Source organism: Streptomyces sp. NPDC042100 (genome assembly GCF_055582325.1).
Genome location: NZ_JBVJDK010000003.1, coordinates 447,205 through 472,088 on the forward strand (window position 1 = coordinate 447,205; position 24,884 = coordinate 472,088).

22 protein-coding genes and 1 pseudogene are annotated in these 24,884 nt (G+C 73.9%); 13 read left to right on the forward strand and 10 right to left on the reverse strand.

The genetic code is table 11. From position 1 onward, the window contains the following. The first annotated feature begins 13 nt into the window (after nt 1-13). The 7 genes and pseudogenes from ACZ6J5_RS09385 to ACZ6J5_RS09415 all read left to right on the forward strand — a co-directional run. Nucleotides 14-505 carry an RNA polymerase sigma factor gene (locus ACZ6J5_RS09385; RefSeq protein WP_469389395.1) on the forward strand — a complete coding sequence of 164 codons (492 nt, stop codon included), beginning with the start codon at nt 14-16 and terminating at the stop codon, nt 503-505. Continuing rightward, nucleotides 502-1,236, forward strand: a complete 735-nt coding sequence (locus ACZ6J5_RS09390; protein WP_469389397.1) for a methylated-DNA--[protein]-cysteine S-methyltransferase — start codon at nt 502-504, stop codon at nt 1,234-1,236. The genes ACZ6J5_RS09385 and ACZ6J5_RS09390 overlap by 4 nt, the downstream gene beginning before the upstream one ends. After that, nucleotides 1,233-1,973 carry a 2OG-Fe(II) oxygenase gene (locus tag ACZ6J5_RS09395; RefSeq protein WP_469389399.1) on the forward strand — a complete coding sequence of 247 codons (741 nt, stop codon included), beginning with the start codon at nt 1,233-1,235 and terminating at the stop codon, nt 1,971-1,973. The genes ACZ6J5_RS09390 and ACZ6J5_RS09395 overlap by 4 nt, the downstream gene beginning before the upstream one ends. Nucleotides 1,974-2,021: 48 nt before the next feature. Beyond that, nucleotides 2,022-2,627 carry a hypothetical protein gene (locus ACZ6J5_RS09400; protein ID WP_469389401.1) on the forward strand — a complete coding sequence of 202 codons (606 nt, stop codon included), beginning with the start codon at nt 2,022-2,024 and terminating at the stop codon, nt 2,625-2,627. Next, complete coding sequence (locus ACZ6J5_RS09405) at nt 2,624-3,238, forward strand: DNA-3-methyladenine glycosylase I (protein ID WP_469389403.1); 615 nt, start codon at nt 2,624-2,626, stop codon at nt 3,236-3,238. Before ACZ6J5_RS09400 ends, ACZ6J5_RS09405 begins: the two co-directional genes overlap by 4 nt. Nucleotides 3,239-3,275: 37 nt before the next feature. Continuing rightward, a complete protein-coding gene (locus tag ACZ6J5_RS09410) occupies nt 3,276-3,788 on the forward strand; it encodes a methylated-DNA--[protein]-cysteine S-methyltransferase (protein ID WP_469389405.1) in 513 nt (170 codons plus the stop codon). A 78-nt stretch (nt 3,789-3,866) separates the two neighbouring features. Beyond that, nucleotides 3,867-3,956, forward strand: a pseudogene (locus ACZ6J5_RS09415) (GNAT family N-acetyltransferase); the annotation flags it as partial. Nucleotides 3,957-3,973: 17 nt separating this feature from the next. On the opposite strand, the gene ACZ6J5_RS09420 reads toward ACZ6J5_RS09415, so the two are convergent. Next, nucleotides 3,974-4,318 carry an SCO0607 family lipoprotein gene (locus tag ACZ6J5_RS09420; protein WP_469389407.1) on the reverse strand — a complete coding sequence of 115 codons (345 nt, stop codon included), beginning with the start codon at nt 4,316-4,318 and terminating at the stop codon, nt 3,974-3,976. Nucleotides 4,319-4,891: 573 nt separating this feature from the next. Here ACZ6J5_RS09420 and ACZ6J5_RS09425 point away from each other — a divergent pair. Next, entirely contained in the window at nt 4,892-5,626 is a 735-nt protein-coding gene (locus ACZ6J5_RS09425; protein ID WP_469389409.1) for a CDGSH iron-sulfur domain-containing protein, read from the forward strand. 27 nt (nt 5,627-5,653) lie between these two features. Here ACZ6J5_RS09425 and ACZ6J5_RS09430 read toward each other — a convergent pair whose 3' ends face one another. The 3 genes from ACZ6J5_RS09430 to ACZ6J5_RS09440 all read right to left on the reverse strand — a co-directional run bounded on the left by ACZ6J5_RS09430 (nt 5,654) and on the right by ACZ6J5_RS09440 (nt 8,295). Further along, nucleotides 5,654-7,093 carry a tetratricopeptide repeat protein gene (locus ACZ6J5_RS09430; protein WP_469389412.1) on the reverse strand — a complete coding sequence of 480 codons (1,440 nt, stop codon included), beginning with the start codon at nt 7,091-7,093 and terminating at the stop codon, nt 5,654-5,656. 157 nt (nt 7,094-7,250) lie between these two features. Next, nucleotides 7,251-7,673, reverse strand: coding sequence for a hypothetical protein (locus tag ACZ6J5_RS09435; protein ID WP_469389414.1), 423 nt, complete (start codon nt 7,671-7,673; stop codon nt 7,251-7,253). 88 nt (nt 7,674-7,761) lie between these two features. Beyond that, the gene (locus ACZ6J5_RS09440) at nt 7,762-8,295 is read right to left on the reverse strand and encodes an AAA family ATPase (RefSeq protein WP_469389416.1); all 534 of its coding nucleotides are present in this window, start codon (nt 8,293-8,295) and stop codon (nt 7,762-7,764) included. Between the two features lie 137 nt (nt 8,296-8,432). Between ACZ6J5_RS09440 and ACZ6J5_RS09445 the strand changes: the two genes are divergently transcribed. From ACZ6J5_RS09445 to ACZ6J5_RS09465, 5 genes are all read left to right on the forward strand, one after another. Continuing rightward, on the forward strand, nt 8,433-10,211 hold the full coding sequence (locus ACZ6J5_RS09445; protein ID WP_469389418.1) for a hypothetical protein: 1,779 nt from the start codon (nt 8,433-8,435) through the stop codon (nt 10,209-10,211). Nucleotides 10,212-10,275: 64 nt separating this feature from the next. After that, nucleotides 10,276-11,193 carry a DUF6891 domain-containing protein gene (locus ACZ6J5_RS09450; protein WP_469389420.1) on the forward strand — a complete coding sequence of 306 codons (918 nt, stop codon included), beginning with the start codon at nt 10,276-10,278 and terminating at the stop codon, nt 11,191-11,193. 148 nt (nt 11,194-11,341) lie between these two features. After that, entirely contained in the window at nt 11,342-11,842 is a 501-nt protein-coding gene (locus ACZ6J5_RS09455) for a hypothetical protein (RefSeq protein WP_469389422.1), read from the forward strand. A 323-nt stretch (nt 11,843-12,165) separates the two neighbouring features. Further along, a complete protein-coding gene (locus ACZ6J5_RS09460) occupies nt 12,166-14,937 on the forward strand; it encodes a TIM-barrel domain-containing protein (RefSeq protein WP_469389424.1) in 2,772 nt (923 codons plus the stop codon). Nucleotides 14,938-15,065: 128 nt separating this feature from the next. Then, nucleotides 15,066-15,557, forward strand: a complete 492-nt coding sequence (locus tag ACZ6J5_RS09465; protein WP_469389426.1) for an RICIN domain-containing protein — start codon at nt 15,066-15,068, stop codon at nt 15,555-15,557. A 43-nt stretch (nt 15,558-15,600) separates the two neighbouring features. On the opposite strand, the gene xdhC is transcribed toward ACZ6J5_RS09465, so the two are convergent. The 6 genes from xdhC to ACZ6J5_RS09495 form a co-directional block, all read right to left on the reverse strand. Next, a complete protein-coding gene (xdhC, locus tag ACZ6J5_RS09470) occupies nt 15,601-16,395 on the reverse strand; it encodes a xanthine dehydrogenase accessory protein XdhC (RefSeq protein WP_469389428.1) in 795 nt (264 codons plus the stop codon). 1 nt (nt 16,396) lies between these two features. Further along, nucleotides 16,397-18,784: a xanthine dehydrogenase molybdopterin binding subunit gene (gene xdhB, locus ACZ6J5_RS09475; RefSeq protein WP_469389430.1), complete on the reverse strand. Its 2,388-nt coding sequence runs from the start codon at nt 18,782-18,784 to the stop codon at nt 16,397-16,399. Next, on the reverse strand, nt 18,781-20,292 hold the full coding sequence (locus ACZ6J5_RS09480) for a xanthine dehydrogenase small subunit (protein ID WP_469389432.1): 1,512 nt from the start codon (nt 20,290-20,292) through the stop codon (nt 18,781-18,783). Before ACZ6J5_RS09480 ends, xdhB begins: the two co-directional genes overlap by 4 nt. A 331-nt stretch (nt 20,293-20,623) precedes the next feature. Continuing rightward, on the reverse strand, nt 20,624-23,470 hold the full coding sequence (locus ACZ6J5_RS09485; protein ID WP_469389434.1) for a type 2 lanthipeptide synthetase LanM family protein: 2,847 nt from the start codon (nt 23,468-23,470) through the stop codon (nt 20,624-20,626). Between the two features lie 108 nt (nt 23,471-23,578). After that, the gene (locus tag ACZ6J5_RS09490; protein WP_469389436.1) at nt 23,579-23,773 is read right to left on the reverse strand and encodes a DUF6229 family protein; all 195 of its coding nucleotides are present in this window, start codon (nt 23,771-23,773) and stop codon (nt 23,579-23,581) included. 278 nt (nt 23,774-24,051) lie between these two features. Beyond that, nucleotides 24,052-24,876, reverse strand: coding sequence for a DUF817 domain-containing protein (locus tag ACZ6J5_RS09495; RefSeq protein ID WP_469389438.1), 825 nt, complete (start codon nt 24,874-24,876; stop codon nt 24,052-24,054). Nucleotides 24,877-24,884: the final 8 nt, after the last annotated feature.

The following is a 24,884-nucleotide window of genomic DNA, read 5'->3' on the forward strand; positions in this document are numbered from 1 at the left end:
CCATGGGATGAACATGAAACAACCCTTCGAGAGCGTGGTCGCGCGGCACGGCGCGACCGTGCTCCGCGTGTGCCGGGTCGTCCTCGGCCCGCACGACGCGGACGACGCATGGTCGGAGACCTTCCTCTCCGCCCTGCGCGCCTACCCCGAGCTGCCGGAGACGGCGAACGTGGAGGCATGGCTGGTGACGATCGCGCACCGCAAGGCGATCGACGTGCTGCGCGCCGCCAAGCGGAATCCTCTGCCGGTCGACGAGGTACCGGAGGCGCCCGCGGGCCAGGACGTCGTGGACATCGAGGCCGTCGGGCTCTGGGCCGTGGTGAGGGAACTGCCCGCCAAGCAGCGCCAGGCGATCGCCTATCGGTACGTGGCCGGGCTGGCGTACGCCGAGATCGCCCAGATCCTCGGCGGGACCGTCGAGGCGGCCCGCAGAGCCGCCGCGGACGGGCTCAAGAACCTCAGAAAGCACTATCCGGGCGCGACCACGAAAGGAGCATCGACGTGAGAGACCTGCCCGACAGGGACCGGCCCGACGCCGTCGACCTGCCCAGCGCCGACGACACGACGAACGGCGCCGAGTCGACGAACGGCGACGACACGACGAGCGGTGAAGAGATGACCGACAACGATGGCGTGGCCGCCCTCCTGTCCGCCTCGGCCTCGGCGGGCGTGGACGCCGACACGCTGAGCCGCCTGCACCGCCGCCTGGAGCGGGCCGCGGAAGGCGCAGACCTGATCGACGTCGCGTACACCACCGTAGACTCGCCCGTCGGCGAACTGCTGCTCGCCGCCACCCCCCGGGGCCTGGTCCGCGTCGCGTACGCCGACGAGGGCCACGACGGGGTCCTGGACACCCTCGGCCACAGGCTCAGCCCCCGGATCCTGCGCGCCCCCAAGCGGCTGGAGGAGACCGCCCGCGAGATCGAGGAGTACTTCTCCGGGCGCCGCAGGGCCTTCGACGTGACGCTGGACCTGTCCCTGTCGCACGGGTTCCGGCGCCTGGTACAGACGCACCTGCCCGAGATCGGATACGGCGAGACCCGCAGCTACCGTGACATGGCCGAGCTCGTCGGCAACCCCAAGGCCGTACGGGCGGTGGGCACCGCCTGCGCGACCAACCCGCTGCCGATCGTCGTCCCCTGCCACCGCGTGGTGCGCACGGACGGCACCCTCGGCGGATACGTCGGCGGGCTCGCGGCCAAGACCGCGCTGCTGGACCTGGAGGCCGGGGAGTGAACACCACGACAGCGACCGGGAGCAGGACCGACCCCTGGCACCGCCGCGTCGAGTCCGGCGACTGGGACGCGATCGGCGCGGAGCTCGACGAGTACGGCGGCGCGCTGCTGCCGAGGCTCCTGAGCGACGAGGAGACGGTGGAGCTCAGGGAGCTGTACGCGCGGGACGACCTGTTCCGCAGCACCGTCGACATGGGCCGCCACCGCTTCGGCGAAGGCCAGTACCGGTACTTCGACACCCCGTACCCGGAACCGGTCGAACGCCTCAAGCGAGCCCTCTACCCGAGGCTCCTGCCCATCGCCCGCGACTGGTGGGCCAGGCTCCGCAGGCCCGCCCCGTGGCCGGATTCGTTCGACGAGTGGCTGCGCATGTGCCACGACGCCGGGCAGACCCGCTCGACGGCGATCCTGCTCCGCTACCGGGAGAAGGACTGGAACGCCCTCCACCGCGACCTGTACGGCGACCTGGTCTTCCCGCTCCAGGTCGTGATCAACCTCAACGCCCCCGGGGTCGATCACACGGGCGGCGAGTTCCTGCTCCTGGAACAGCGCCCGCGCGCCCAGTCCCGGGGCACGTCCACGCTGCTGCCGCGGGGACACGGCTACGTGTTCACCACCCGCGACCGGCCCGTCAGGTCCACCCGCGGCTGGTCGGCGGCCCCGGTCCGCCACGGCGTGTCCGCCATCCGCTCCGGTGAACGGCACACCCTGGCCCTCGTCTTCCACGACGCCGCGTGAGCGCCCGCGCTACCGGCGCTGGAAGAGCATCCGAGAGAACGAGTAACCGTGGAACCCCTGAACAGCCCTTTGCTGAATCCGAATCCGAATCCGAATCCGAATCCGAATCCGAATCCGAATCCGAGTCGTTCGGAATCCGCGACCGCGACCGCGACCGCGACCGTCGACACGGAGGTTGCCGCGGCGGTTGCCACGGCCGCCGAGGTCGCGGCCCTCGTCCGCCTGGCCCGTGAGCGCCGCGCCCGTACCCTCGCGATCGGCTCCGGCCGCGCTCCACACGCCCTGGAGACCGCACGCCGGCTGGAAGCGGCCTGGGACCAGGCGGGAGGCACGACCCTGACAACCCTTGACTGGCCCGAGACAGGGGCCTCCTGGCTGCGCTTCGCGACACGGTTCGCCGATGCCGCTCCCGACCTCTGGGTGATGACGGGTCCGGCGCTCGGCTGGGCGCAGATGACCCGAAGGCTGCTGTGGTCCACCCCGTGGAGCTCCGAACGCACCCTGGCGACGGCCGAGATCGGAGAGCCGGGCACCCTCGCGCTGGTCGGCCTGGCCAACCTGAACGGCCTGACCGGCGCGACCCCGGACGGCGCCTCCTGGCACGTCGAGAACGACACCCTCCGGCATGCCGCCGCCACGGGGACGGCTCGATGACGCCGACACAGGCCCCCGCCCCGGGTGTGGTCGTCGGAGAGGACGGACTCGCCCGTCCCGCGTGGGCAGCCGTCGACCCCCTGCTTCGGGCGTACTACGACGAGGAATGGGGCATGCCGGTCACCGACGAGCAGGGCGTCTACGAGCGCGTCAGCCTGGAGGCGTTCCAGGCGGGCCTCTCCTGGGCGACGATCCTGCGTAAACGGCCCGCGTTCCGGGCGGCGTTCGACGGCTTCGATCCGGACGTGGTCGCCGCGTACACCGAGAGCGACGTCGAACGCCTGATGGGGAACGACGGCATCGTCCGGAACCGGCGCAAGATCGAGGCCGCCGTCACCAACGCCCGCGCGACCGTGCGGCTGCGCCAGGGCATGGGGCTGGCGCGGCTCGTATGGTCTTTCCGGCCCGAGACGACTCCTCGTCCCAGGGCCTTCGCGGAGATTCCGACACGGTCCGCCGAATCCGAGGCGCTGGCGCAGGAGTTGCGCCGCCGGGGCTTCGCCTTCGTCGGCCCGACCACGATGTACGCGCTGATGGAGGCGATCGGCATCGTCGACACCCACCTGCTCGACTCGCACCGACGCGGCAGCTCGGGCATCTGGCCGTCGTGACCCGCGACGGCGGTGCGGTGCTGGACGATGGGACCCTATGGACATCCGACACGCTCACGTCGACAGCCCGGTGGGTCCCCTTCTTGTCGTCGCGGGTGACGACGCGCTGGTGGGCCTGTACTTCCAGGGCTACCGCCACACACCCCCACCCTCGGCCTGGGGCCGCCGCGCCGACCCGTCGGCGGACGCGCTCCTCGCGAGGACGCGGGACGAGCTCGGCGAGTACTTCGCCGGGCGGCGGCAGACCTTCGACGTCCCGGCCGTGACGCACGGCGACGTGTTCCAGGAGCAGGTCTGGGCTCGGCTGAGGGAGATCCCGTACGGGGAGCGGATCACGTACGGCGACATCGCGGCCGGCCTGGGCGGCAAGGGCCTGGCGCAGTCCGTGGGCCAGGCCGTCGGGCGCAACCCGGTGAGCATCGTCATCCCCTGCCACCGGGTGGTGGGCGCGGGCGGCAAGCTCACCGGATTCGGCGGCGGCCTCGTACGCAAGCAGCTCCTCCTGGACCTGGAGGAGCCGGCCGAGGTGCGGGAAGGCCGCCTCTTCTAGGGCCATCGCCCCGGCGGCCGGGGGCGTCCCGTGTGATGCTCCCGCCATGACCGATCAGCGTGAGGTGACCGCTGCCTGGTGCTGACCGCCCCCGCCGAAGGGCGGTCCGAGGTCGAGCGGTTGTGGACGGACCCGGCGCACCGCGGACAGGGCATCGCCTTCCGCCTCGTCGCCGCCGCCCCGCCTCACCCCGCGTCGGGCGCGTCGATGACCTTGCCGTCCTTGTCGACGGTGTGCGTGCGCCAGTACACGTCCCAGGTGTCGTCGACCTCCTGCGGCATCTTGCCCTCCGGATACCGCGCGAACCCGGCCGGAGGCTGGTCGCCGTCCCGGACGCATGCGGAGCCCGTACCCCCGACGGACAGCACGGGATACTCGCCGTCGTTGCAGATCCTCTCGGTGTACGAGAACCCGGCGCACCCCGCGAGTACGACGGTCGCGGCGGTGCCGGCGAGGGCGACGCCGAAGGCGCGCCCCACGCGGGCGGTGAGGCGGGCGGACCGGCGGCTCGTGCCGGAGGACGTGCGCATGAGGATCTCCTGTCGTTCGGTGTGCCCCCACACTCGCTGCGGGACGCCCGCCGGGGCGTGAGTGCCCGTACTCAGAAGCGCGCGACAGGATGCTCAACAGCGGTGCACCGCGCTGAGAACTCCTCATGGAATGACACTTTGGGGTCGGCTTCTCGTCGTGGGGCGCCGTCCGGCAGCATGGGGCGAGGGACTTCGATCAACCGCTGCCTCGCGAGCTGAAAGCCGTCGATTCGGCCTCGTCGCTCGGTCTGGAGGAGCGGGCGTGTGACCTCGGCCTGAGCCGGCGGTTGGACCCGGCTTGGGTGCGCGCGAATGCGGCGCCTGACGGCACTCCCCACTTGTGGCCGGCCTTGTGGCACAGCCTCTCCCACCGCCCGGACGTGCCGCGCCAGCTGCCGTGCGGAGGGCGAAGGCGAGGGCGAGAGCGACACCTCGCCAATTGAGACGACGTCTTAGCCCATCCGAATGCCGTACGCGGCACTCCGCCACCGCCTCACGGCCGTCGCGGCTCGGCCCCGCCTAGCCTCGCGCTGGGCACGGCCGTGAGGCGGCCCCGGAGAGAGGAGCTGAGGCATGGCGGGAGAGACGGAGCCGCAGGTCACCATCACGGTGATGAAGGACGGCCCGTACGTGGTCAAGGGCGCCGTGCCCGTGGCCCAGCAGACGATCGTGGCGGACGCCGAGGGCACGTCCCGCTCGTGGGCGAAGGGGCGGGACTTCGCTCCGCCCGCCTCCGGCGAGGTTCCCGAGGGGGAGTTCCACCTCTGCCGCTGCGGCCACTCGGCGAACAAGCCGTTCTGCGACGGCAGCCACGCGCGGGTCGGCTTCGTGGGCACCGAGGCGCCGACCGCCCGCGTCCCGTACCTGGAGCAGGCCCAGGAGCAGGACGGCCCGGAACTCGTCCTGACCGACGCCCAGCGGCTGTGCGCGTTCGCCCGGTTCTGCGACGCGGACGGGCAGATCTGGAACCAGGTGGAGCGGCCGGGGCAGGCCGAGCTCGTCGAGAAGGAGGCCAAGGCGTGCGTCGGCGGGCGCCTGGTCGCCTGGCAGGTCGAGGGCCGCCAGGCGACCGCGCTGGAGACCGACACGGGACCGGAGATCGGCGTGGTGCAGGACCCCCAGCAGGGCGTCTCCGGCGGCTACCGCGTCTGGGGCGGGATCACCCTGCGCAGCGACGACGACGGCTTCGCGTACGAGACCCGCGAGCGGATCGCGCTGTGCCGCTGCGGCCACTCCCGCAACAAGCCCTTCTGCGACGGGTCGCACGCGCAGATCGGCTTCGAGGACCCGTACCTGGCGGAGTCCTGACCGGACGCGTCCTCCCGTCGTCTCAGGTCAGGGCGACGGGCGATGCAGGGCCTCGGCCGCCGTCGCCGCCGTGGCGCGGGCCCGGCTGTGGGCCTCTTCGGCCCGGGGCGTGTCGCCCAGGGCGCCGGCCAGGCGGGCGCGGGCGGACCAGTTGTACGTGCTGTCGGGGCGCAGCCCGGCGCGCTCGCTGATCAGGACGCGTGCCAGCTCGTGCCGCCCGGAGCCGAGGGCGGAGTCGAGCAGCGTCCGCTGGAGGGCGTCGCGCTGCGCATGGCTGCCGCCGAACTCGTGCAGCCGGCGGCGCAGCGGCCACAGCAGCTCCACGACGGCGGCGTGGTCGCCCCGCGCGTGCGCCAGCAGCGCCTCGCACGCGGGCAGTCCGATCTCGGCCGTCATCCGGCGGTTGGTGACGACGCCGTCGGCGTCCGGCGCCGGACCGTTCAGCCAGCGGCGCCGGTCCGCGATGAGCCGCTCCGCCGCCGCGAGCCGTCCGGCCCCCGCGTACGACATCACCGCGTGGACGTCGTTGAAGGCGTAGAACGGCGGATCGGCCCGCGCCTCCCACGCGTCCGCCAGGGCCTCCCAACGGGCCTGCGGCCGCGCCCCCGCGAGGTGCACGCGCCACAGCAGCGCCGCCGCGTCGAGGAGCTGCATCGCGAGGCCCGTGGAGTCGTCGTGGTGGATCGAGGCGTCGTAGACGGCCAGCGCCGCGCCGGTGTCCCCGGCCTCCAGGGCGTACAGCGCGTAGTGCCACCAGTTGTGGACGTCGAGGTAGTTGTCGTGCGCCCACTGGGGGCGCCGGGCGTCGAGGTAGGCGATGCCTTCGGGTACGCGTCCCTGCATCTCGTACGTGTGGACCACGGCGTGGATCGCCCACACGTCGCGCGGGTCGCGTTCGACCGCCGCGAGACCGGCCTCCTCGGCCTGCCGGTAGTGCCCGGACTCCTCCAGGCCGAACGCGTACATCCCCAGCAGCAGCCCTCCGTTCGGCTCCGCCGCGTCCCAGGCGGAGAGGGCGCCGCCGATCCGGTCGCGCAGGCGTACCGCGTCGCCCGTGAAGAAGTCCAGCTGGTGCCCGACAGCCAGGGCCAGCGCGTCCCTGGGGTACGCGGCGGACAGCTCCTCCAGCAGACCCGCGGCCCGCCCCAGGTCTCCGGCCAGCCAGGCGCCGGCCGCCATGACGTGCAGGCGCTCGCGCACCGGCAGGGCCGTGACGTCCGCACCGGCCACGTACCGCCGGAACCGCCGCCGGGTCGCCGCGGCCTCGCGCGGCTCCGTACCCAGGAGTCCCAGGTAGGCGGCGAAGGAGTGCGCGAGCGGGGAGTCGGGCCCGCTCTCCAGGGCGTCGCCGAGGGCCCGTTCGACCTCGGGGCTGAAGTGGAGCAGCGCGTCGACGGCGCGGTCCAGATGACCGGCCGCCTCCGACGAGCAGGCGTGCAGGGGGTTGCCGTACCGGTCCGTCACCATCGGGAATCACCTCGGCGCACTCGGAGGGGCGGGTTGGCGGGCCCGGCGCCGGAACACCACCGCGCTCATCCTGCTCCGCGCGGGGCCACGTCACACCCCCGGCCGCCGAAGGCCGCCCGGCCGGGGGACGGCCCCACGGGATCGCCCGCGCGGGACGTCAGGTCATGTCCGGCGTGGCCGCTTCGGCGGCGGCGATGATGTCCCGCGCGTACTGGTCGTCGGGGGCGAGTGCCCGCAGGGTCCGGCGGGCCCGCTCGGTGCCCTCCGTCCGGCAGAGCAGCCGGATCAGGCAGTAGAGCGCGTCGCGGTCGCCGTCCTGGGCGCGCTCGGAGAGGCGCGTCGCGTCCCCTCGGCCGTTGAGCGCCCGGTTGAGCCGCCTGCGGGCGTGGACATCGGTGCGGGCGAGCTCCGTCAGCTCGTCGAGGCGTTCCGCGCGGACGAGCAGATCCATGTGCCAGAGGTGGTTGCCATGGGCGTACCCGTCGCCTGTGAAGCACTCGGCGTGCGCGCTCACCAGGGCTATCGCCGTGTCCCAGTCACCCGACCGCTCCGCGCGTTCCGCCCGCTCGAACCACGTCATGCGGTGAGTATCTCCGAGGTGCGACCGGCGGGGGCAGGGGCAGGGGGGGCAGGGGCAGGGGCAGATGGCCTGGCCGACCGCGCTCTCCTCAGGCCGGGGCCTCCGGGAGGGACGCCAGCCATGTCGAGGCCGCCCCGGGCTCCGTGAAGCGCAGCACCCGCAAGGGCGCGAAACGCTCGTCGCGCGCGCGGCGCCCGATCTCGCGGCGGCGTTCGCCGTGCTGCGACCACGCCCATCGGACCGGGTGCTCCGGGCTCAGCCACCCCGCCCACGTCTCCCGGTTGCCGCCGAACAGCACCTCGCGCGTGGCGCTGCGCCGCAGGGACCTGCGCAGGACGCGCGGCATGACGACGCGACGGGGGTAGTCCAGCCAGACCACGGTGTCGGCCCGGTCCCACAGCAGGTCCCGGACCTGCGGGTAGCCGAGGGAGTCCACCACCCAGCGGGAGCCGGCGGTGAGCTGTGCCACGTCCTCGGCGAAGGCGGCGTTGACGGTCCAGTCCGGGCCGGTGAAGTACAGCGCGTCCATCTCGACGTACGGCAGGCCCAGGCGCCTGTTCAAGGCCCGCGCGAGCGTGGACTTGCCCGCGCCCGTCACTCCCACCACCAGGACTCGCTTCACCGGCGCACCCTAACCCGTACGCGCCCCCGTCCCCCATCTCCGTTGTCTCAGCAGCTCCCGTAGTCCCCGACATCTCCGTGGTCCCCGCAACCCGGCATCCGCGCGGCAGCGCGTACGGACTCCTGACGGTCCGCGACATGCCCACCGTCAGATCATTCGAGGCCCTGCCCCTCGGCGCCTGCCTAGGCTCGGCCACCATGGACCTGCGCTTCGGCACCGGGAGTTCGTGGCGCAGGCGGCCACTGGCCGCCTCGGTCGCCCCGCTCGCTCTCACCGCCGCCCTCACGGCCGCCCCTGCGGCGGACGGGCGCGCCCTGCCGAGGGACCTCGTGTGCGCGCCCCCGCAGGCGCTGCTCAACGGCGGGTTCGAGGAGCCGCGGATCAAGGACGCGGACTGGTCGATCCTGGACCAGCGCAGGGTCCCGGGCTGGTCCACCTCCGCTTCCGACGGGCACATCGAGTTGTGGTCCAGCGGGCTGAGCGGGGTTCCGGCCGCGCAAGGGCGTCAGTTCGCCGAGCTCAACGCCAACGAACCCGCGACTCTGTACCAGGACATCGCCACCGCCCCCGGCTCGCGGCTCCGCTGGCGCCTGTCCCACCGGGGGCGCAAGGGCGTCGACACGATGGACGTGCTGATCGGGCCGCCCGGCGGACCCCTGCGCAACCAGGGCGAGCTCTCCGACGGGAGTGCCGCGTGGGGTACGCACACGGGAAGCTACGTCGTCCCGTACGGGCAGCGGCGCACCCGGTTCGCCTTCCGGGCGGTCCGGACCGCGGGCGGCGGCCTGAGCACCGGGAACTTCCTGGACGGGATCACCTTCGGCAGCCCGCCGTGTCTCACCGTCGACAAGAAGGTCACCAACCTGTCCGGGCGCACGTGGGCGGAGCCCGGGGACGTCCTCCAGTACACCGTGACGGTACGCGGGGACGGCGGCGACCGGGCCGACGACGTCGTCCTCGACGATCCGCTGCCGGCCCTGGTCGGCTACGCCGCCGGTTCGCTCGTCATCGAAGGACCGGGCGTGAGCGGCCCGCTGACCGACGCCCAGGACGGCGACACCGCGGCCCTGCTCGAAGGCGGTCGCCTCCGTGTCCACCTGGGCGAAGGGGCCACGAGCACGGCGGGCGGGACCCTGATGCCCGGCGCCCGCGTCACCGTCTCCTTCCGCGCGACCGTGCTCCCGGTGGGCCGGGGGACCCTCGCCCGCAACACCGTCACCGTCGGCTACACCGACCGGATCACCGCGACCCGCCACACCTCGCACAGCACCGTCTACACCGCGATCGGTTCCGCCGCCGACCTCGCGGTGACCGGGACCGTCCGCCCCTCCGGTCCCCTCGTGGCCTCCACCCGCGCCGTCTACGCCTTCACCGTCACCAACAAGGGCCCCGCCGCCGCGACCCACCCCGTCGTCACCGTCACGCTGCCTCCTGGGCTGGAGGACGTCCGCGTCACCACGGCGGACGGCACACCCTGCGCGGTCGAGGGCGGCCGGGCCGGCTGCCCGCTCGGCACCCTCGCCGTCGGCGCGTCGGCTCGCCTGACCGTGACCGGCACCGTCCGCCCCGGCACCCCGCCGGGCACCGGACTCGCGGTGACCGCCGCCGTCCGCGCCGATCAGCCCGACCCCGTTCCGGGCGACGACACCGCGACGGTACGCGCGACCGTCACCGCCCGGCCGACGCCGAGTGCCCCCGGCCCGACCTCCACCCGGCCGCCGCGCCCGACGACGAGCCCCGCGGCCCGCCCGACGCCCGGCGCCTCGCCGTCCGCCACCCGGCCGGGACGTCCCGGCGGATCCGGCTCCCTGGCCGACAGCGGGGCCCCCGGCCTCCCCGTCGCGCTCCTGGGCGCGGTGCCCGCGGGAGCGCTCCTGCTCTTCTTCGCGCACCGCCGTCGCCCGCGCAGGCCGTGAGCACGGGCGCACCGGCGCACCTCCTCGCAGGTCCGTTGTCAGAGGGGTGTGCCACAGTCGGACCATGCTGGAGATCATGGTGAAGACGGAGAGCGGGGAGCGGCACGTCCGCGTGTCCGAGGAGGAGTTGGCCGGGCTGGTCCGGCGGATCGGCGGCCCCGGCGATCTGTTCCTGGTGGTCCAGCGCATACCGGACCTGCCCGACGTCTTCACCCAGGTCTGGCACGAGGCGGGCGGCGATTACACGCTGGAGTACCGCGACGGATCGGCCGACCGGCACTTCGAGGCGAGGCTCGACGGCCCCGAGGGCGTGATCGCGGCGATGACCGGCTGGGCGCGCCGGGAGGACGGCTGGGACGACGGCCCGCGATGGGCGCGGCTGGACATGGGTCCCGCGCCCGAGGTGCCGCCGCTCGACCTCGCCGACGACGAGCGCGCCGAGCTGGAGCAGCGGATCCGGGAGGTGCTGGCCGCCGGCTACGTCACCCGCGCCGAACTGGCGGAGCTCGCCGAGGACTTCCTGGTCACCGAGGACCGCCGGCCCGTCTCGCGCGGGCAGGCGGAGGCGCTGGCCGACCGGCTGTGGCTGGAGCGGGTCGCCGAGCAGGCCGCATGGCGGGGCGAGACCGATCCCGAGCGGCTCACCCGCGCCTTCGCCGCCCTGGAGGAGGCGGGAGTCACCGCCAGGGAGGACTTCACCTGCTGCCGAAGCTGCGGCGAGTCCGAGATCGGCGAGGACGGGGAGCCCGACGCGCGCGGCTTCGTCTACTTCCACTCCCAGTGCACGGACTCCGCCGTGGCCGGCCACGGACTGACGCTGCTCTACGGCGGCTTCGACGGCTCGGCCGACACCACCGCCGCCATCGGCCACGAGGTCGTGGCCGCGCTGGAGGCCGTCGGCCTCCGGACCGAGTGGGACGGCGATCCCAGCCGGGCCGTCACCGTCCTCCCTGTCGACTGGCGGCGCCGCCTTGTCGGATGACCTGAACAGGACGGGCAAGACGGGCAGGACGAATAGGACGGACGGAACGGGCGGGATGGGCAGGGCGGACGGGATGGATAGGGCGGACAGGGCGGGCAGGGCGGACAGTGCGGACGGCCCGAGCCGGCCGGGGGGCCGCAGCGCGGCCGTGCGAGAACCGTCGGCGCCCTCCGCCCCTCCGCCCCTGATCGAGGCGGCCTGGCTGTACCGCGTGGGCGAGGTCTGCCTGGAGGAGCTGCCCATGGCCGCCGCCCACGCACTCGCGGCGGGGAGGGACGCGCCCTCGCTGCGGGAGCTCGCCGGGCTGCCGCGCCGGGCGGCCGCCGCGGACATCCGGGACGTCTTCGTGGCGGCGCTCGAAGAGCTCGGCATCCCGCTGCCTGACGAGTCCCTGTCCAGGCGGTACACGCTGCTCAGGCTGGCCGTGCGCTTCGTGGCGGGAGAGGTCGGGCTCGCCGGGACGGCCTCGGACGCGTGGGCGGAGGTCGAGGCGGAGACCGCCCAGGAGCGGGCGTTCCTCGCGCTGCTCCCGCCCTGCGCGTGCTGCGTCGTGTACACCCTCGGGCTCGACGAGGAGGAGTGGGAGGTCCGGCTGCGCGCCGCCGCGCGCGGCCTGGTCGCCCGGCCCGCCGTCGGGCCGTACTGCTGACGGGCCGTACTGCTGACGGGCCGTACTGCTGACGGGCCGTACTGCTGACGGGCGGCACTGCTGACGGTCGGGTCCCGCAGCCATCCTCCCGTGACCAGTGATGATTGAAGTTGCTTGCAACCATGCTTGTTTGAGCACTTGACGTCATTCATGGGTCACTGCTGCCATGTCTCACGCCCCCACGCGCGGGGGAGCTCCAACGACCACTGCCCGGCGCTCCCGCGCCGGGGATCTCGTGAGGAGAACCAGCCGCAATGACAGCCGCAGCCCTCTACGCCCCGCCACGCCCCCACCCGAGCCCACGTCGAGGCGCCCGCCCCGGCGTGAGACGTACCGCCCTCCTGATCGCCGCCGTCCTGATCGGCGCCCTGCTCTCCGTCGTCCTCCCCGCCACAGACGCCCGCGCCGCCTCCGCCGGGAACGTCACCGGCGTCACGCGGTCCGGCGACACCTTCACCGTCGCCACGTCCAGCGGCGCCGCCGCCCGCGTCGTGATGGCGCGGGCCGACATCTTCCGGATCTGGCTCTCGCCCAACGGCGCCTTCACCGACGACCCGGCCGGCGGGGACCTCGCCATCAACACCGCCTTCGGCTCCGTCGGCGCGACCCTCACCGACGCCGGCGCGTACTACAAGATCGGCACCTCGGCCGTCAGCCTGCGGATCAACAAGTCGCCGCTCACCTTCGCCCTCTACCGCGCGGACGACTCCACCCTGCTCTGGTCCGAGGCCCAGCCCACCAACTGGACCGGCTCCCAGACCACCCAGTACCTCAACCGCGCCGCCGACGAGCAGTTCTACGGCACCGGTCTGCGGCTCGGCGAATGGGCCCTGCGTGACAAGACCGTGCCCGTCGCCGTCTCCAACCAGTGGACCGAGAACACCAACGCCAGCCCTGCGCCCTTCTACATGTCCACCAACGGCTACGGGGTCATGCGCAACACCTGGTCCCCGGGCTCGTACGCCTTCACCGCCCCGACCTCGCTGCGCCACAACGAGAACCGCTTCGACGCCTGGTACTTCGCGGGGAACTCCCTCAAGGACGTCCTGGGCGGCTACACCGACGTCACCGGCAAGCCCTTCCTCGCTCCCGTCTGGGGCCACGAACTCGGTAACGCCGACTGCTTCAACGCCTCCAACCCCGACTACCAGGGCGCACACGACCGGCTGCGCCACCAGACCACCCCGGACGTCGTCGGCTACGCCACGGACGCCCGCGCCGCCGACATGCCCTCCGGCTGGTTCCTCCCCAACGACGGCTACGGCTGCGGCTACACCAGCCTCCCCGAGACCGTCGCCCAGCTGAAGAGCAAGGGCTTCCAGACCGGGCTGTGGACCTCCACCGGGCTCTCCGGCATCAACTGGGAGGTCGGCACGGCCGGTTCGCGGGCCGTCAAGACCGACGTCGCCTGGATCGGCGGCGGCTACAAGACCGCCTTCAACGGTGTGAAGCAGGCCGTGGACGGCATCGAGAACAACTCCGACGCCCGCCGCTTCGTCTGGACGGTCGACGGCTGGGCCGGTACCCAGCGCAACGCCGTCGTCTGGACCGGCGACACCTCCGGCACCTGGGACGCCATGCGCTGGCACGTGCCGGCCATCGCGGGCGCCGGCTTGTCCGGCCTCAACTACGCGAGCGGCGACATCGACGGCATCTTCGGCGGCAGCCCCAAGACGTACGTCCGCGACCTCCAGTGGAAGGCCTTCACCCCCGCCTTCATGACGATGTCCGGCTGGGGCCCCACCAGCCCCTCCGCCGGCTACCAGGACAAGCAGCCCTGGCGCTTCGCCGAGCCGTACCAGTCGATCAACCGAAAGTACCTTCAGCTCAAGATGCGGCTCATGCCGTACATGTACACGATGAGCCGCAACGCCACCGACACCGGTGTCCCGGCGACCCGTGCCATGGTCCTGGAGTACCCGAACGACCCCGTCGCGCGCGGCAACCAGACCAGCGGCCAGTTCATGGCCGGCGACTCCTTCCTCGTCGCCCCCGTCGTCACCGACACCGCCACCCGCGACGGCATCTACCTCCCGGCCGGCGACTGGACCGACTACTGGACCGGCAAGGTCTACACCGGCCCCGGCTGGCTCAACGGCTACTCCGCTCCGCTCGACACCCTGCCGCTCTTCGTGAAGGCCGGCGCCATCGTCCCCATGTGGCCGAAGATGAACTACACCGGCGAGAAGCCCGTCTCCACCCTCACGTACGACATCCAGCCGCGCGGCACCTCCACCTTCACCCTCTACGAGGACGACGGCGTCACCCGCGCCTACAAGACGGGCGCCTCCGCCCGCCAGCGCGTCGACGTCGCCGCGCCGGCCTCCGGCACGGGCACCGTCACCGTCTCCGTCGGGGCGAGCACCGGCACGTACACCGGCAAGCCCGCCACCCGCGGCTACGAGTTCACCCTGCGCAGCGCGAGCGCGCCCGGCACCGTCACCGTCGGCACGACGACCCTGCCCGCCCTCGCCGACAGGGCCGCCTACGACACAGCCACCACCGGCTGGTTCTACGACCCGGCCGACCGCTCGGGCACCCTCCGGGTGAAGACCGGCACCCTCGGCACCGGCACCGCCTTCACGGTCACCGCCACCGCCCTGACCGTCCCGGCCGGCACCTCCGTCGGCGGCACCACCCCGTCGAGCCCCATCAGCCAGACGGGCTGGAGCGTCGTCCAGGCCGACAGCCAGGAGACCGCCGGCGAGAACGGCGCCGCCGCCAACGCCATCGACGGCAACCCCGCCACCCTCTGGCACACCAAGTGGTCCAACGGCAACGCGGCGCTCCCGCACGAGATCCAGATCGACCTCGGCGCCCGCTACGACGTCGACTCCGTGACCCACCTGCCCCGCCAGGACGGCGGAGTCAACGGCCGCATCGGCTCCTACGAGCTGTACGTGTCCGACAGCAAGACCTCCTGGGGCGCCCCCGTCGCCACCGGCACCTTCGCCGACACCGCGGCGGCCACCCGGGTCGCGTTCACCGCCAAGCCCGGCCGCTACCTGCGGCTGCGGGCCCTGACCGAGGCCGGCAACCGCGGCCCCTGGACCAGCCTCGCCGAACTCACCGCCACGGGCCGCCCCTCGGGCTGACCCGGCACCGCTCCCTCAGGACGGACCCGTATCGGCCGTGATCACGAACGGCCGATACGGGTCTGGGAACACGAGTGGTCACGGCCCTACCGTCGGGAATCCCCGCAGTCCGACACCGGAGGCCCCGCATGACCGCCCTCGCACGACTCGGCTCGCTCCTCGCAGCCGCTGCCGCCGCCCTGCTGCTGTGCGCCCCGCCCGCCGCCGCCCAGGGCCAGCCCACCACGATCACCAGCCTCAGCCCCGAGGCGGCCGGGAAGTGTCTGGACGCCTACGACTTCGGCCGGGGGCCCTGGGTCCAGATGTGGGACTGCCACGGCGGCGCCAACCAGTCCTGGAGCGTCACCTGGAACGGTGTCAGCGGAGGCTGGAACATCCGCAACGCCGCCAGCCAGTACTGCGCCGACGGCTCCCGGGGCCGAGGCGAACAGCTCATGCAGAACGTCTGCGGCGACGGCCTGGGGATGGCCTGGAGGATCGACGACCTCGCCGGCCCGACCCGGCTGGAGAACATCGCCCACCCCGGCCTGTGCGCGGACATCTACAACTGGGGACGCGGCTCCGTCGTCATGCTGTGGGACTGCGGAGCCCAGGCCAATCAGTACTGGTTCCTCAACTGACCGGCCCCGGCCCCGCGGCGCCCCCGCCCCGGCCCCGGCCGCCTCAGAACGAGCGCAGCAGGTCCGCCGCGACGCTGACCGCGATCGTCGCGGGCTCCTTGCCCGTGATGTCCGGCAGGCCGATCGGGGTCTTGATGCGGTCGATGTCGGCGTCGGCGTGACCGCCCTCGGTGGCGAGCCGTTTGCGGAAGCGGGACCACTTCGCCGCCGAGCCGATCAGCCCGATGGACCCGAGGTGCGGCGTCCGCAGGGCGGCGTCGCACAGCGCGGCGTCCTCCGCGTGGTCATGCGTCATGATCAGCACGTGGGTGCCGGGCGGCAGCCCCTCCAGGACCTCCTCGGGCAGCAGCGGCGTGTGGTGCACCCGCACCTGCGCCACCGCGTCGTCGAGCACCGCGAGCCGCTGCGGGGTGAGCGTGTCGGCCCGGCTGTCGACGAGGTGCAGGTCCAGGTCGTGCCGGGCCAGGATCCGGGCCAGCTCCAGGCCCACGTGCCCGACCCCGAAGACCGCCACCGCCCGGACCACCGGCAGGGGTTCGAGCAGCACCGACACCGTGCCGCCGCAGCACTGCACGCCATGCCGGTTGTTCACCTTGTCGTTCAGGGCGAAGTCGACGAGCTCCGGCCCCTGCGCGCCCTCGGCGATCATCTCCCGGGCCCGGTCGACGGAGACCGCCTCCACGTTGCCGCCGCCGATCGAACCCCAGGTCTCCTGCGCCGCGACCACCAGCTTCGCTCCGGCGTCGCGCGGGGCGTGGCCGCGCACGGTCGCGACGGTCACGAGCACGCCGGCCTCCCGGCGTGCCCGCAACCGCGCGACCGCGGCGAACCACGTCATGTCAGGCACCGCTCAGCGCTTCCGCGCCCGCCCGCGCGCCCCGCCCGACCGAGTCGCCGCCGGCGGCGCCCCGGGCGGCCTGGACCGCCCAGTACACCGCCTCCGGCGTGGCGGGCGAGGCCAGCTCGACGCCCGTGCCGTCCGGCCCGAAGGCCGCCGCGGCCTGCCGCAGCGCCTCCCGTACGGAGAAGGCCAGCATCAGCGGCGGCTCGCCGACCGCCTTGGAGCCGTACACCGCGCCCGTCTCCGTCGCGTTCCGCAGCAGCTCGACGTGGAACTCCTCGGGCATCTCGGAGAAGCTCGGCAGCTTGTACGTGCTGGCCGCCTGGGTCAGCAGCCGCCCCCGGTGCGGGCCGTCGCCGGTGTCCCAGCGCAGGTCCTCCAGGGTCAGCCAGCCCGCGCCCTGCACGAAGCCGCCCTCGATCTGGCCGATGTCGATCATCGGGGAGAGGCTGTCGCCCACGTCGTGCACGATGTCCACCCGCCGGATCCGGTACGCGCCGGTGAAGCCGTCCACCTCCACCTCGGCCGCGGCGGCGCCGTGGGCGAAGTACTTGAACGGGGAGCCGTGGAACGACTTCGCGTCCCAGTGCAGCCCCTCGGTGCGGTAGAAGCCGGCCGCCGAGAGCTGCACGCGCTGCATGTACGCGGTCCGCACCAGCTCGTCCCAGCCGAGCTCGCCGTCGACACCGAGCCCGCGCGCGACCCCGTCGACGACACGCACGTCCGAGGCGTTCACACCGAGCCGGGTCGCGGCCACCCGCAGCAGCCGTTCGAGCAACTGCTCGCAGGCGTTCTTCACCGCCGCGCCGTTGAGGTCGGTGCCCGCGCTGGCGGCGGTCGCCGAGGTGTTGGGCACCTTGTCCGTACGCGTCGGGGCCAGGCGCACCTTGTGCGGCGGGATGCCGAGCGTGGTCGCCGCCACCTGGAGCATCTTCGTGTGCAGGCCCTGGCCCATCTCGGTGCCGCCGTGGTTGATCAGGACGGAGCCGTCCTTGTAGATCAGCACCAGCGCGCCGCCCTGGTTGAAGGCGGTGAGGTTGAACGAGATGCCGAACTTGAGGGCGGTCAGCGCGAGGGCCCGCTTGGTGTGCGGGTGCGCGGCGTTGAAGGCGGCGATCTCCCGCCGCCGGTCCGCGACGCCGCCGTTCTCCTTGACCTGCTCCCAGACGGCGCTGATGCGCTCCGGCTGGACCACCGGCTGTCCGTACGGGGTGCACTGGCCCTCGCGGTAGAAGTTGCGCTCCCGCAGCTCCGTCGGGTCGAGGCCGAGGAGCGGCGCGCACCGGCCCATGATGTCCTCGATCACCAGCATGCCCTGGGGGCCGCCGAAGCCTCGGAAGGCCGTGTTGGAGACCTTGTTGGTCTGAGCGATCCGGCCGGTGACGCGGGCGTTGGGCAGCCAGTAGGTGTTGTCGATGTGGCACAGGGCGCGCGCCACCACCGGCTCGGACAGGTCCAGGCTCCAGCCGCCGTCGGCCGTGAGCGTCGCGTCGAGGGCCTGGATGCGGCCTTCGGTGTCGAAGCCGATCCGCCAGGAGGCGTGGAAGCCGTGGCGCTTGCCCGACATGGTGAGGTCCTGGGTGCGGTTGAGCCGGACCCGTACGGGGCGTCCGGTCAGGAGCGCGCCGAGCGCGGCGACGGCGGCGAAGCCGTGCGGCTGCATCTCCTTGCCGCCGAAGCCGCCGCCCATCCGCAGACACTGCACGGTCACCTCGTGGCTGCGCAGGCCCAGGACGTGCGCGACGATCTCCTGGGTCTCGGAGGGGTGCTGGGTGCTGCTCTGCACGAAGACCTGGCCGGCCTCGTCGACCAGAGCGAGCGCCGCGTGCGTCTCCAGGTAGAAGTGCTCCTGGTCGGAGAAGCTCAGCTCGCCCGTGAAGACGTGCGCCGAGTCGGCGAACCCGGCGTCCACGTCGCCGGTCTCCATCACGGGCCGGGCGCCGTGGAAGCGGTCGCCCGCGATGGCCTCCGCGAGGGTGATCACGGAGGGCAGCTCGTCGAGCTCCACCTCCACCGCGGCGGCGCCGAGCCGGGCCGCCTCCAGCGTCTCGCCGAGGACCCAGGCGACCGCGTGGCCGTGGAACATGACCACGTCGGGGAAGAGGGGCTCGTCGTGCTTCATCCCGGCGTCGTTGACGCCCGGCACGTCGGCGCCGGTCAGCACCCGCACCACGCCCGGCACGGCGAGCGCGGGCGCGGTGCGCAGCGCGGTGATCCGCCCGTGCGCCTTCATGACCTGCACCGGGTAGGCGTGCAGCACGTCCTTGGTGCGGTGCACCAGGTCGTCGGTGTAGAGCGCGGTCCCGGTGACGTGCTGGGACGCGCTCTCGTGCGGCAGCGACAGGCCGACCACGGGGTTCTCGGGACGTTCGGACAACCGGCTCATGACGGCACCGCCTCGGTGGTTCGCGCGTACAGCTTCAGCAGGCTCTGGCCGAGCATCGCGGAGCGGTAGGCGGCACTGGCCCGGTGGTCGTCCATCGGCGTGCCCTCCTCCCGCAGCAGCGGGGCGACGGCCTCGACGGTCTCCGCCGACCACGGCCGGCCCACCAGGGCCGTCTCGGCGGCCAGGGCCCGGATGGGGGTGGCGGCGACGCCGCCGAGCCCGATCCGCGCCGTGCGCACGACCCCGTCCTCGACGTCGAGGGCGAAGGCGACGGCCACGCTGGAGATGTCGTCGAAGCGCCGCTTGGCGATCTTGTGGAAGGCGGTGACCCGGGCGAGCGGCAGCGGTACGCGGACGGCGCGGATGAGCTCGCCGGGGCGCCGCACGCTCTGCCGGTAGCCGGTGAAGTACGAGGCCAGGGGCACCTCGCGCTCCCCGTCCGTGTCGGCGAGCACCAGCGAGGCGCCGAGCGCGAGCAGCACCGGAGCGCTGTCGCCGATGGGGGAGCCGGTGCCCAGGTTGCCGCCGAGGGTGGCCCCGTTGCGGATGAGCCGCGAGGCGAACTGCGGGAACAGCTCGGTCAGCAGCGGCACCCGGCCGTCCAGCCGCCGTTCGATCTCGGTGAGCGTCAGCGCCGCCCCGATCTCGATGGCGTCGGCGCCGACCCGCAGCGTGCGCAGCTCGGGGAGGCGGTCGACGGCGATCACGCGACCGGCCCGCCGGGAGCGGATGTTGACCTCCACGCCCCAGTCCGTCGACCCGGCCACGACCACCGCGTCGGGCCGCTCGCGCAGCAGCCGCAGCGTCTCGGCGAGGCTCTCCCTGCGGAGGAACTCGCCGTCTCCCCGGGCGTACGAGGTGGCCACCGGCGCGGGCGGCGCCTGCTCGCGCCGCCGGGCCAGCGGGTCCGCCTCCTCGGGCGCGCCGACGGCGAACGCGGCGTCGCGGATGGGGCGGTAGCCCGTACAGCGGCACAGGTTGCCGCTCAGGGCGTGCAGGTCGAAGCCGTTCGGCCCGTGCTCGGCGTCGCAGGTGGCACCGGCGCCGCTCCCGCCCTCGCTCCCGCCCTCGCTCCCGCCCCCGGTGTCGCCGCGGGGCCGGGTGGCGCGGCCGGGCCGGTAGTACTCGGCGGCCATGCTGCACACGAATCCGGGGGTGCAGTAGCCGCACTGGGATCCGCCGCGCACCGCCATCTCCCGCTGTACCGGGTGCAGGACGGGCGCCGTGCCGGGTGCGCCCGGGGTGGCGAGGCCCTCGGAGGTGACGAGCTCCTGCCCGTCGAGCGCCGCCGCCGGGACCAGGCAGGCGTTGACCGCCACCCAGTCGGTCGGCTTGTCCACGCCGGGCCGGGCGACCAGCACCGAACAGGCCCCGCACTCGCCCTCGGCGCAGCCCTCCTTGGTGCCGGTGAGCCCGCGCTCGCGGAGGAAGTCCAGCACCGTGGTGTGCGACGGGTCCGGTGCGAGGGGAGTCTCCTCCCCGTTGACGGTGATGCGCGCCTCTACCATGACGGTCCCCCGATGAGATGCGAGACGGGTCGATGGATCATGTTCGCCAATGTCGGCAGCTTTCTGTGTCCGGACGCGCCGCAGGGCAGGACAGGGCGCGGAACGGCGCGCGGTGGAGGCGCGCCGGGAAGGCTGAAGGGGGCCACCGGAGTCGGTGGCCCCAGGGCAGGAAGGGGGGCGGCGTCAGCAGCCGTGGGCGATGCGCCCGTGGACCCAGGCCGAGGTGTGGGCGAGGCGGCCGAGGTCGGAGCAGGTGTTCATCCGCGGGTCGCCTCCTCGCGCTCGGTACGGGTCGATGATGACCGCAAGGTAGTTGCCGAAGATCACAGCGTCAAGAGCCGGCGGGCGCGGCGGGCGGCTCCGGAAGGGCGAGCAGGAGCGGCGTGCCCAGCCGGGCGTCCGGGTGCATCCCGAGCAGGTGGTGCACCACGCCGGACAGGCCGGGGAGCAGACCGGGCGCGAACGCCTCCTTCGCGAGGCCGCCGACCGGGCCCCGCTGCTCGATGCCGGTGAGCAGTTCGCCGTCGGCCCACGCCGCCGACGGGCCCTGGTGGCCGTCCAGGGCCCGCAGGCGGCGCAGCAGCTCCGAGAGGCCCAGGTCGCCGTGGCACAGGGTGTGGCTCCACCCGAAGCCCTCGCGGAGCCCGGCCGGCCCGGAGCGCAGCGCCGTGCGCAGGTGGCGGGGGTCGCCCGTCCGCGCGTGGAGGTCGGCCGCGGCCAGGCCGATGCCCGTGCTGCCGTGGCACCAGGCGGTGGGGTGCTCCACGTCCCCGGCGATCCGCGCGTCCGCCCAGCCGGGCGCCTCCGGCACGTACAGCGACTCCTCGAAGTCATGGGCCAGGCAGCCCAGTTCGTACCAGCGCCGCCGGTCGGCCGCGCTCCCGGCAGCCGAGAGGCTCAGGCGCGTCAGCGCCCACCCGGCCCCGGTGGAGCCGTGCGCGAAGCCGCCGATGCCCTCCGGGAACATGACGGTGGACCAGCGCGCCCCTCGGGCGTTGACCACCGCGGTCCGCTCCAGCCGCCGCCCGGCCTCCGCCGCCACGTCCAACCACCGTGCCTCGCCCGTGAGTTCGGCGAGATCGAGGAGCGGTACGGGCACCCCGGCCGCGCCGCCGAGCACGTCCAGCGCCCGGTCCTCGGCCAGGGCCTGCGGGGTCAGCAGCGCGGCCCGGGCCCGCGCCCGGTCCAGCGGCCCCGGTGTCCCGAGCAGGCGGTGCAGCGCGGCCCACGTCCACACCTGCGAGGCGACGCCGGTGAACCCGCCCAGCAGACGGGTCGGCGTCGCGTCCTCGGTCGCGGCCAGCACCTCCAGGGCGCCCGACAGGACCGGCTCCACCTCGGGGACCGGGTCCGCCCGGCCCGCGCGCTGCTCCCGCCGGTACGCGGCGAGCGAGAGGGCGACGCCGCCCTGGCCGGTGTAGAGGTCCGCGCCGAGCGGGCGGATCGCCCAGCCGTAGTCGGTGAGCACGGGACTGATCCAGGTCGCGGTCCCGTCGTCACCGCGCACCGCGGCCGCGCAGACCGTCCGCACCGCCTCGGCGGCCAGCGCGCGCCGCCGCCGGTCCAGGTCGTCGGCGTGCGGGGCGCGGGCGGGGGTCCGCTCCCGCCCGGGAAGGCGCCGCTCGTTGAGATACGCGCCGACCAGCGCGCTGCGGATGGTGTCCCGCTCGCGGGCGAGGTCGGCCCCCCGCCACCCCGTCAGGAACGCGTCCACCGCACCGGCGTCCACCAGCGTGTCGAAGACGGGCACGTCTCCGGCCAGGAGGTCGGCGACCTCCCGCTCGATCACCTCCGGCTCGCGGGGCGCGCCCGGGGCGGCGAGGGCGTTGCGGCGCAGGATGTCCCGGGCCCGCGCCCGGGCCGCGTCGGGGTCGTGCAGCGAGGCGGGGTGCCAGAGCATCCGGCCGATGTCCGTGTACGTCTGGGTGGGCCGCCGGATCCGCCGTACCCGGCAGCCGGTGAACCCCGCCACCAGCGGGGCCAGTTGGCCGCGCGCGTCGAGCCGGGCCAGGCCGCCGGTGGCCTCGTCGAAGCCCGCCAGCACCCTGTCCCAGTGCCGGATCAGTACGGGTTCGGGGCTGGGGTGGTTGCGGGCCGGCGGCAGCTCCACCTCCGCCACCTCCAGGTGCGCGGTGTCCCGTCCGCCGTCCGCGATGACGGGCACGCGGATGCGCGGCTGCTGCCCGGGCAGCCCGCCCGCCGCCGAGAGGTCCACCCCGGCCAGGGCGTAGCCGTCGGTGCGCAGCGGGAGGATGCCGGTGCGCAGCACGGTCGTGCGGATCGTCCGGGCGGCCCGGTCGACGGCGTCGCCGCGCCCGCTCGGCTCGACGTCCACGTCCGGGGTGAAGAGGGCCTCGGCGTCGACCACGAAGGGCACCGGGCCGGCGGCCACCAGGTTCTCGGCGTGCAGGTCGGTCCCGCCGAGCAGCCGCATCACCGCGAGCCAGCCGCCGAGCCCCCGGTAGAAGCGGGCCAGTTCGGTCTCGTCGGCGCAGTAGCGGTGTGCGACGTGCTCGGCCCAGCCGTACCCGTCGCGGACCGCGACGCGTGGCACGCCCAGGTCGGCGGCGCCGGGCACGGCCTCGACGAAGGCGCGGAGGGCGGCGTCCACCGCCACCGGGCGCGGCTTGTACATGACGGCGGCGTCCGTGAACGTCAGCCGCGCCACGGCCCGTCCGCCGTGGTGGGTGTCGCCGCGGGCGAGCTCCAGACCGCGCAGCGGCCCCGGATCGGCGCCCAGCAGCGCGCCGACCGCCCGCCGGTCTCCGGCGAACCGTTCCCCCAGCTCCACGGCGCCGTCGATCAGCAGCCGGCCGGAGGTCAGCGCCCGGGGACGCAGCGCCGGGTACCGCCGGCGCAGGGACTCGCCGTAACCGGGGGCGCAGGCGCGGTCGAGGAAGGCGTCCCAGCGGGCGGCCGGGTCGGCCCCCGGCAGCTCGCCGGCCAGGGAGGCGGCCCGCAGCTCCAGCAGCAGGACGCGGTTGAGCCGGAGCCCCAGCGTGCGGCGGAGCGCCGCGCGGGTCTCCGCCCGCAGCACCGCGCGCTCCTCGGCGGCCAGCCCGCCGATCCGGGCGACCCGCTGCTCCAGCTCCCCGAGGAGGGGCTCAGCGAAGGCGTCCACCGGGCCCGCGAACCACCCGTCGGGAGGCGGCCCTTCGGCCGAACGGTCCGCTGCCACGGATTCCACCATGCTGAGTCCTCTCCTGACGGCCGGATCGGGCCCGGACCCGGGGAGCCCCGTGCGGGGCTCCCCGGGCGGGTGCGTGCGGTGTGGTGCGGGGAGCCGTCAGCAGCAGTAGCTGTGCAGCGAACCGGTACAGCTGCTGCACCCGGTCAGCAGGGCCTCGGTGGCGTCGGTGAGCGCGGCTTCGCCGGCGGCGCCGCCGACGTACAGCGGGCCGGCCGGGTTGTCGGCACCGAAGGCCGTCTCGGCGCCCTGGAGCCAGGCGCTGACGACGTCGTCCGTACGTGTCGTGGACATGGCGATCATGGTTGCCTCCTGTGAGGGGGACGGAATGGGGCGGAGCTCCAGAATCCACCGGAGGCACCCCATCCGGGATCCACCAGAACAGGCCAATCGCGCCGGGCCGCTCCCCGCGCGACCGACGCGCGGGAACCGCCGGGCGCCAGCGGGCGTCCGGGCGCCGCACCGCGAACCGGCCGCTGGCCAGGACCGGTACGAGCCGTCATCGCGCCGTCCCCGACGGTCCGCCGGAGGCGGCCCCGCCCCACCCCGTCAAGGCCCGCGACCCGGGCACATCAGGCCAATGCGCGTCCGGCATGCGAACGCGGCGCACCGTCCGGCGGGCGTCGGGTGGCGGCCACCAGCACGACCGTGATGCTGATCAGCAGCGACCAGGCGCCGAACTTCTCCGGGCCCACGGGCTGCCAGCCGTCGAGCTGGTACGGGTAGCGCCAGGCGCCCACATAGGTCGCCAGGTTCTCGGCGAGCCACAGGAAGAAGCCGATCAGGACGAACGACACCGCCAGCGGCATCCGCACCCGGCTGCCGCGCACCGTGAACCGCGCGGAGGTGCCCGCCGTGACCACCAGCAGGAGCGCGGCGAGCGGCCAGCGGAGGTCGGGCAGCCAGTGGTGGGTGAAGAAGTTGACGTAGATCGCGGCGGCGACCAGCGCCGTCGACCGGGCCCGGTAGCGGACCAGTTCCAGGTCGAAGAGGTGCCAGGCCCGGCAGACGTAGCTGCCGACGGCCGCGTACAGGAACCCGCCGTACAGGGGCACCCCGGCGAACTTCAGGACCGCCGGCTCGGGGTAGCTCCAGGAACCGAGCGAGACCTTCACCAGCTCGAAGGCGAGGCCGATCACATGGCAGACGCCGATGACCGCCAGGTCCCGCCCGTTCTCCCAGCCGCACGCCCAGAACAGCAGCGTGAGCAGCACGCCGTACCCGACGAGCAGGTCGTAGCGGGCCACCGGCAGACCGGGCAGCAGGCTGGACGCCGCCACCCCGGAGAGCAGTGCGATCGCGAAGGCGCAGGCCCGGGTCTGCCCCCAGGCGAAGGCGAACAGGTGGCGGAGGGCCGTCGTCAGGGCGTCGGCCGGCGACGCGGGGAAGGTCGGCATAGTGCGCT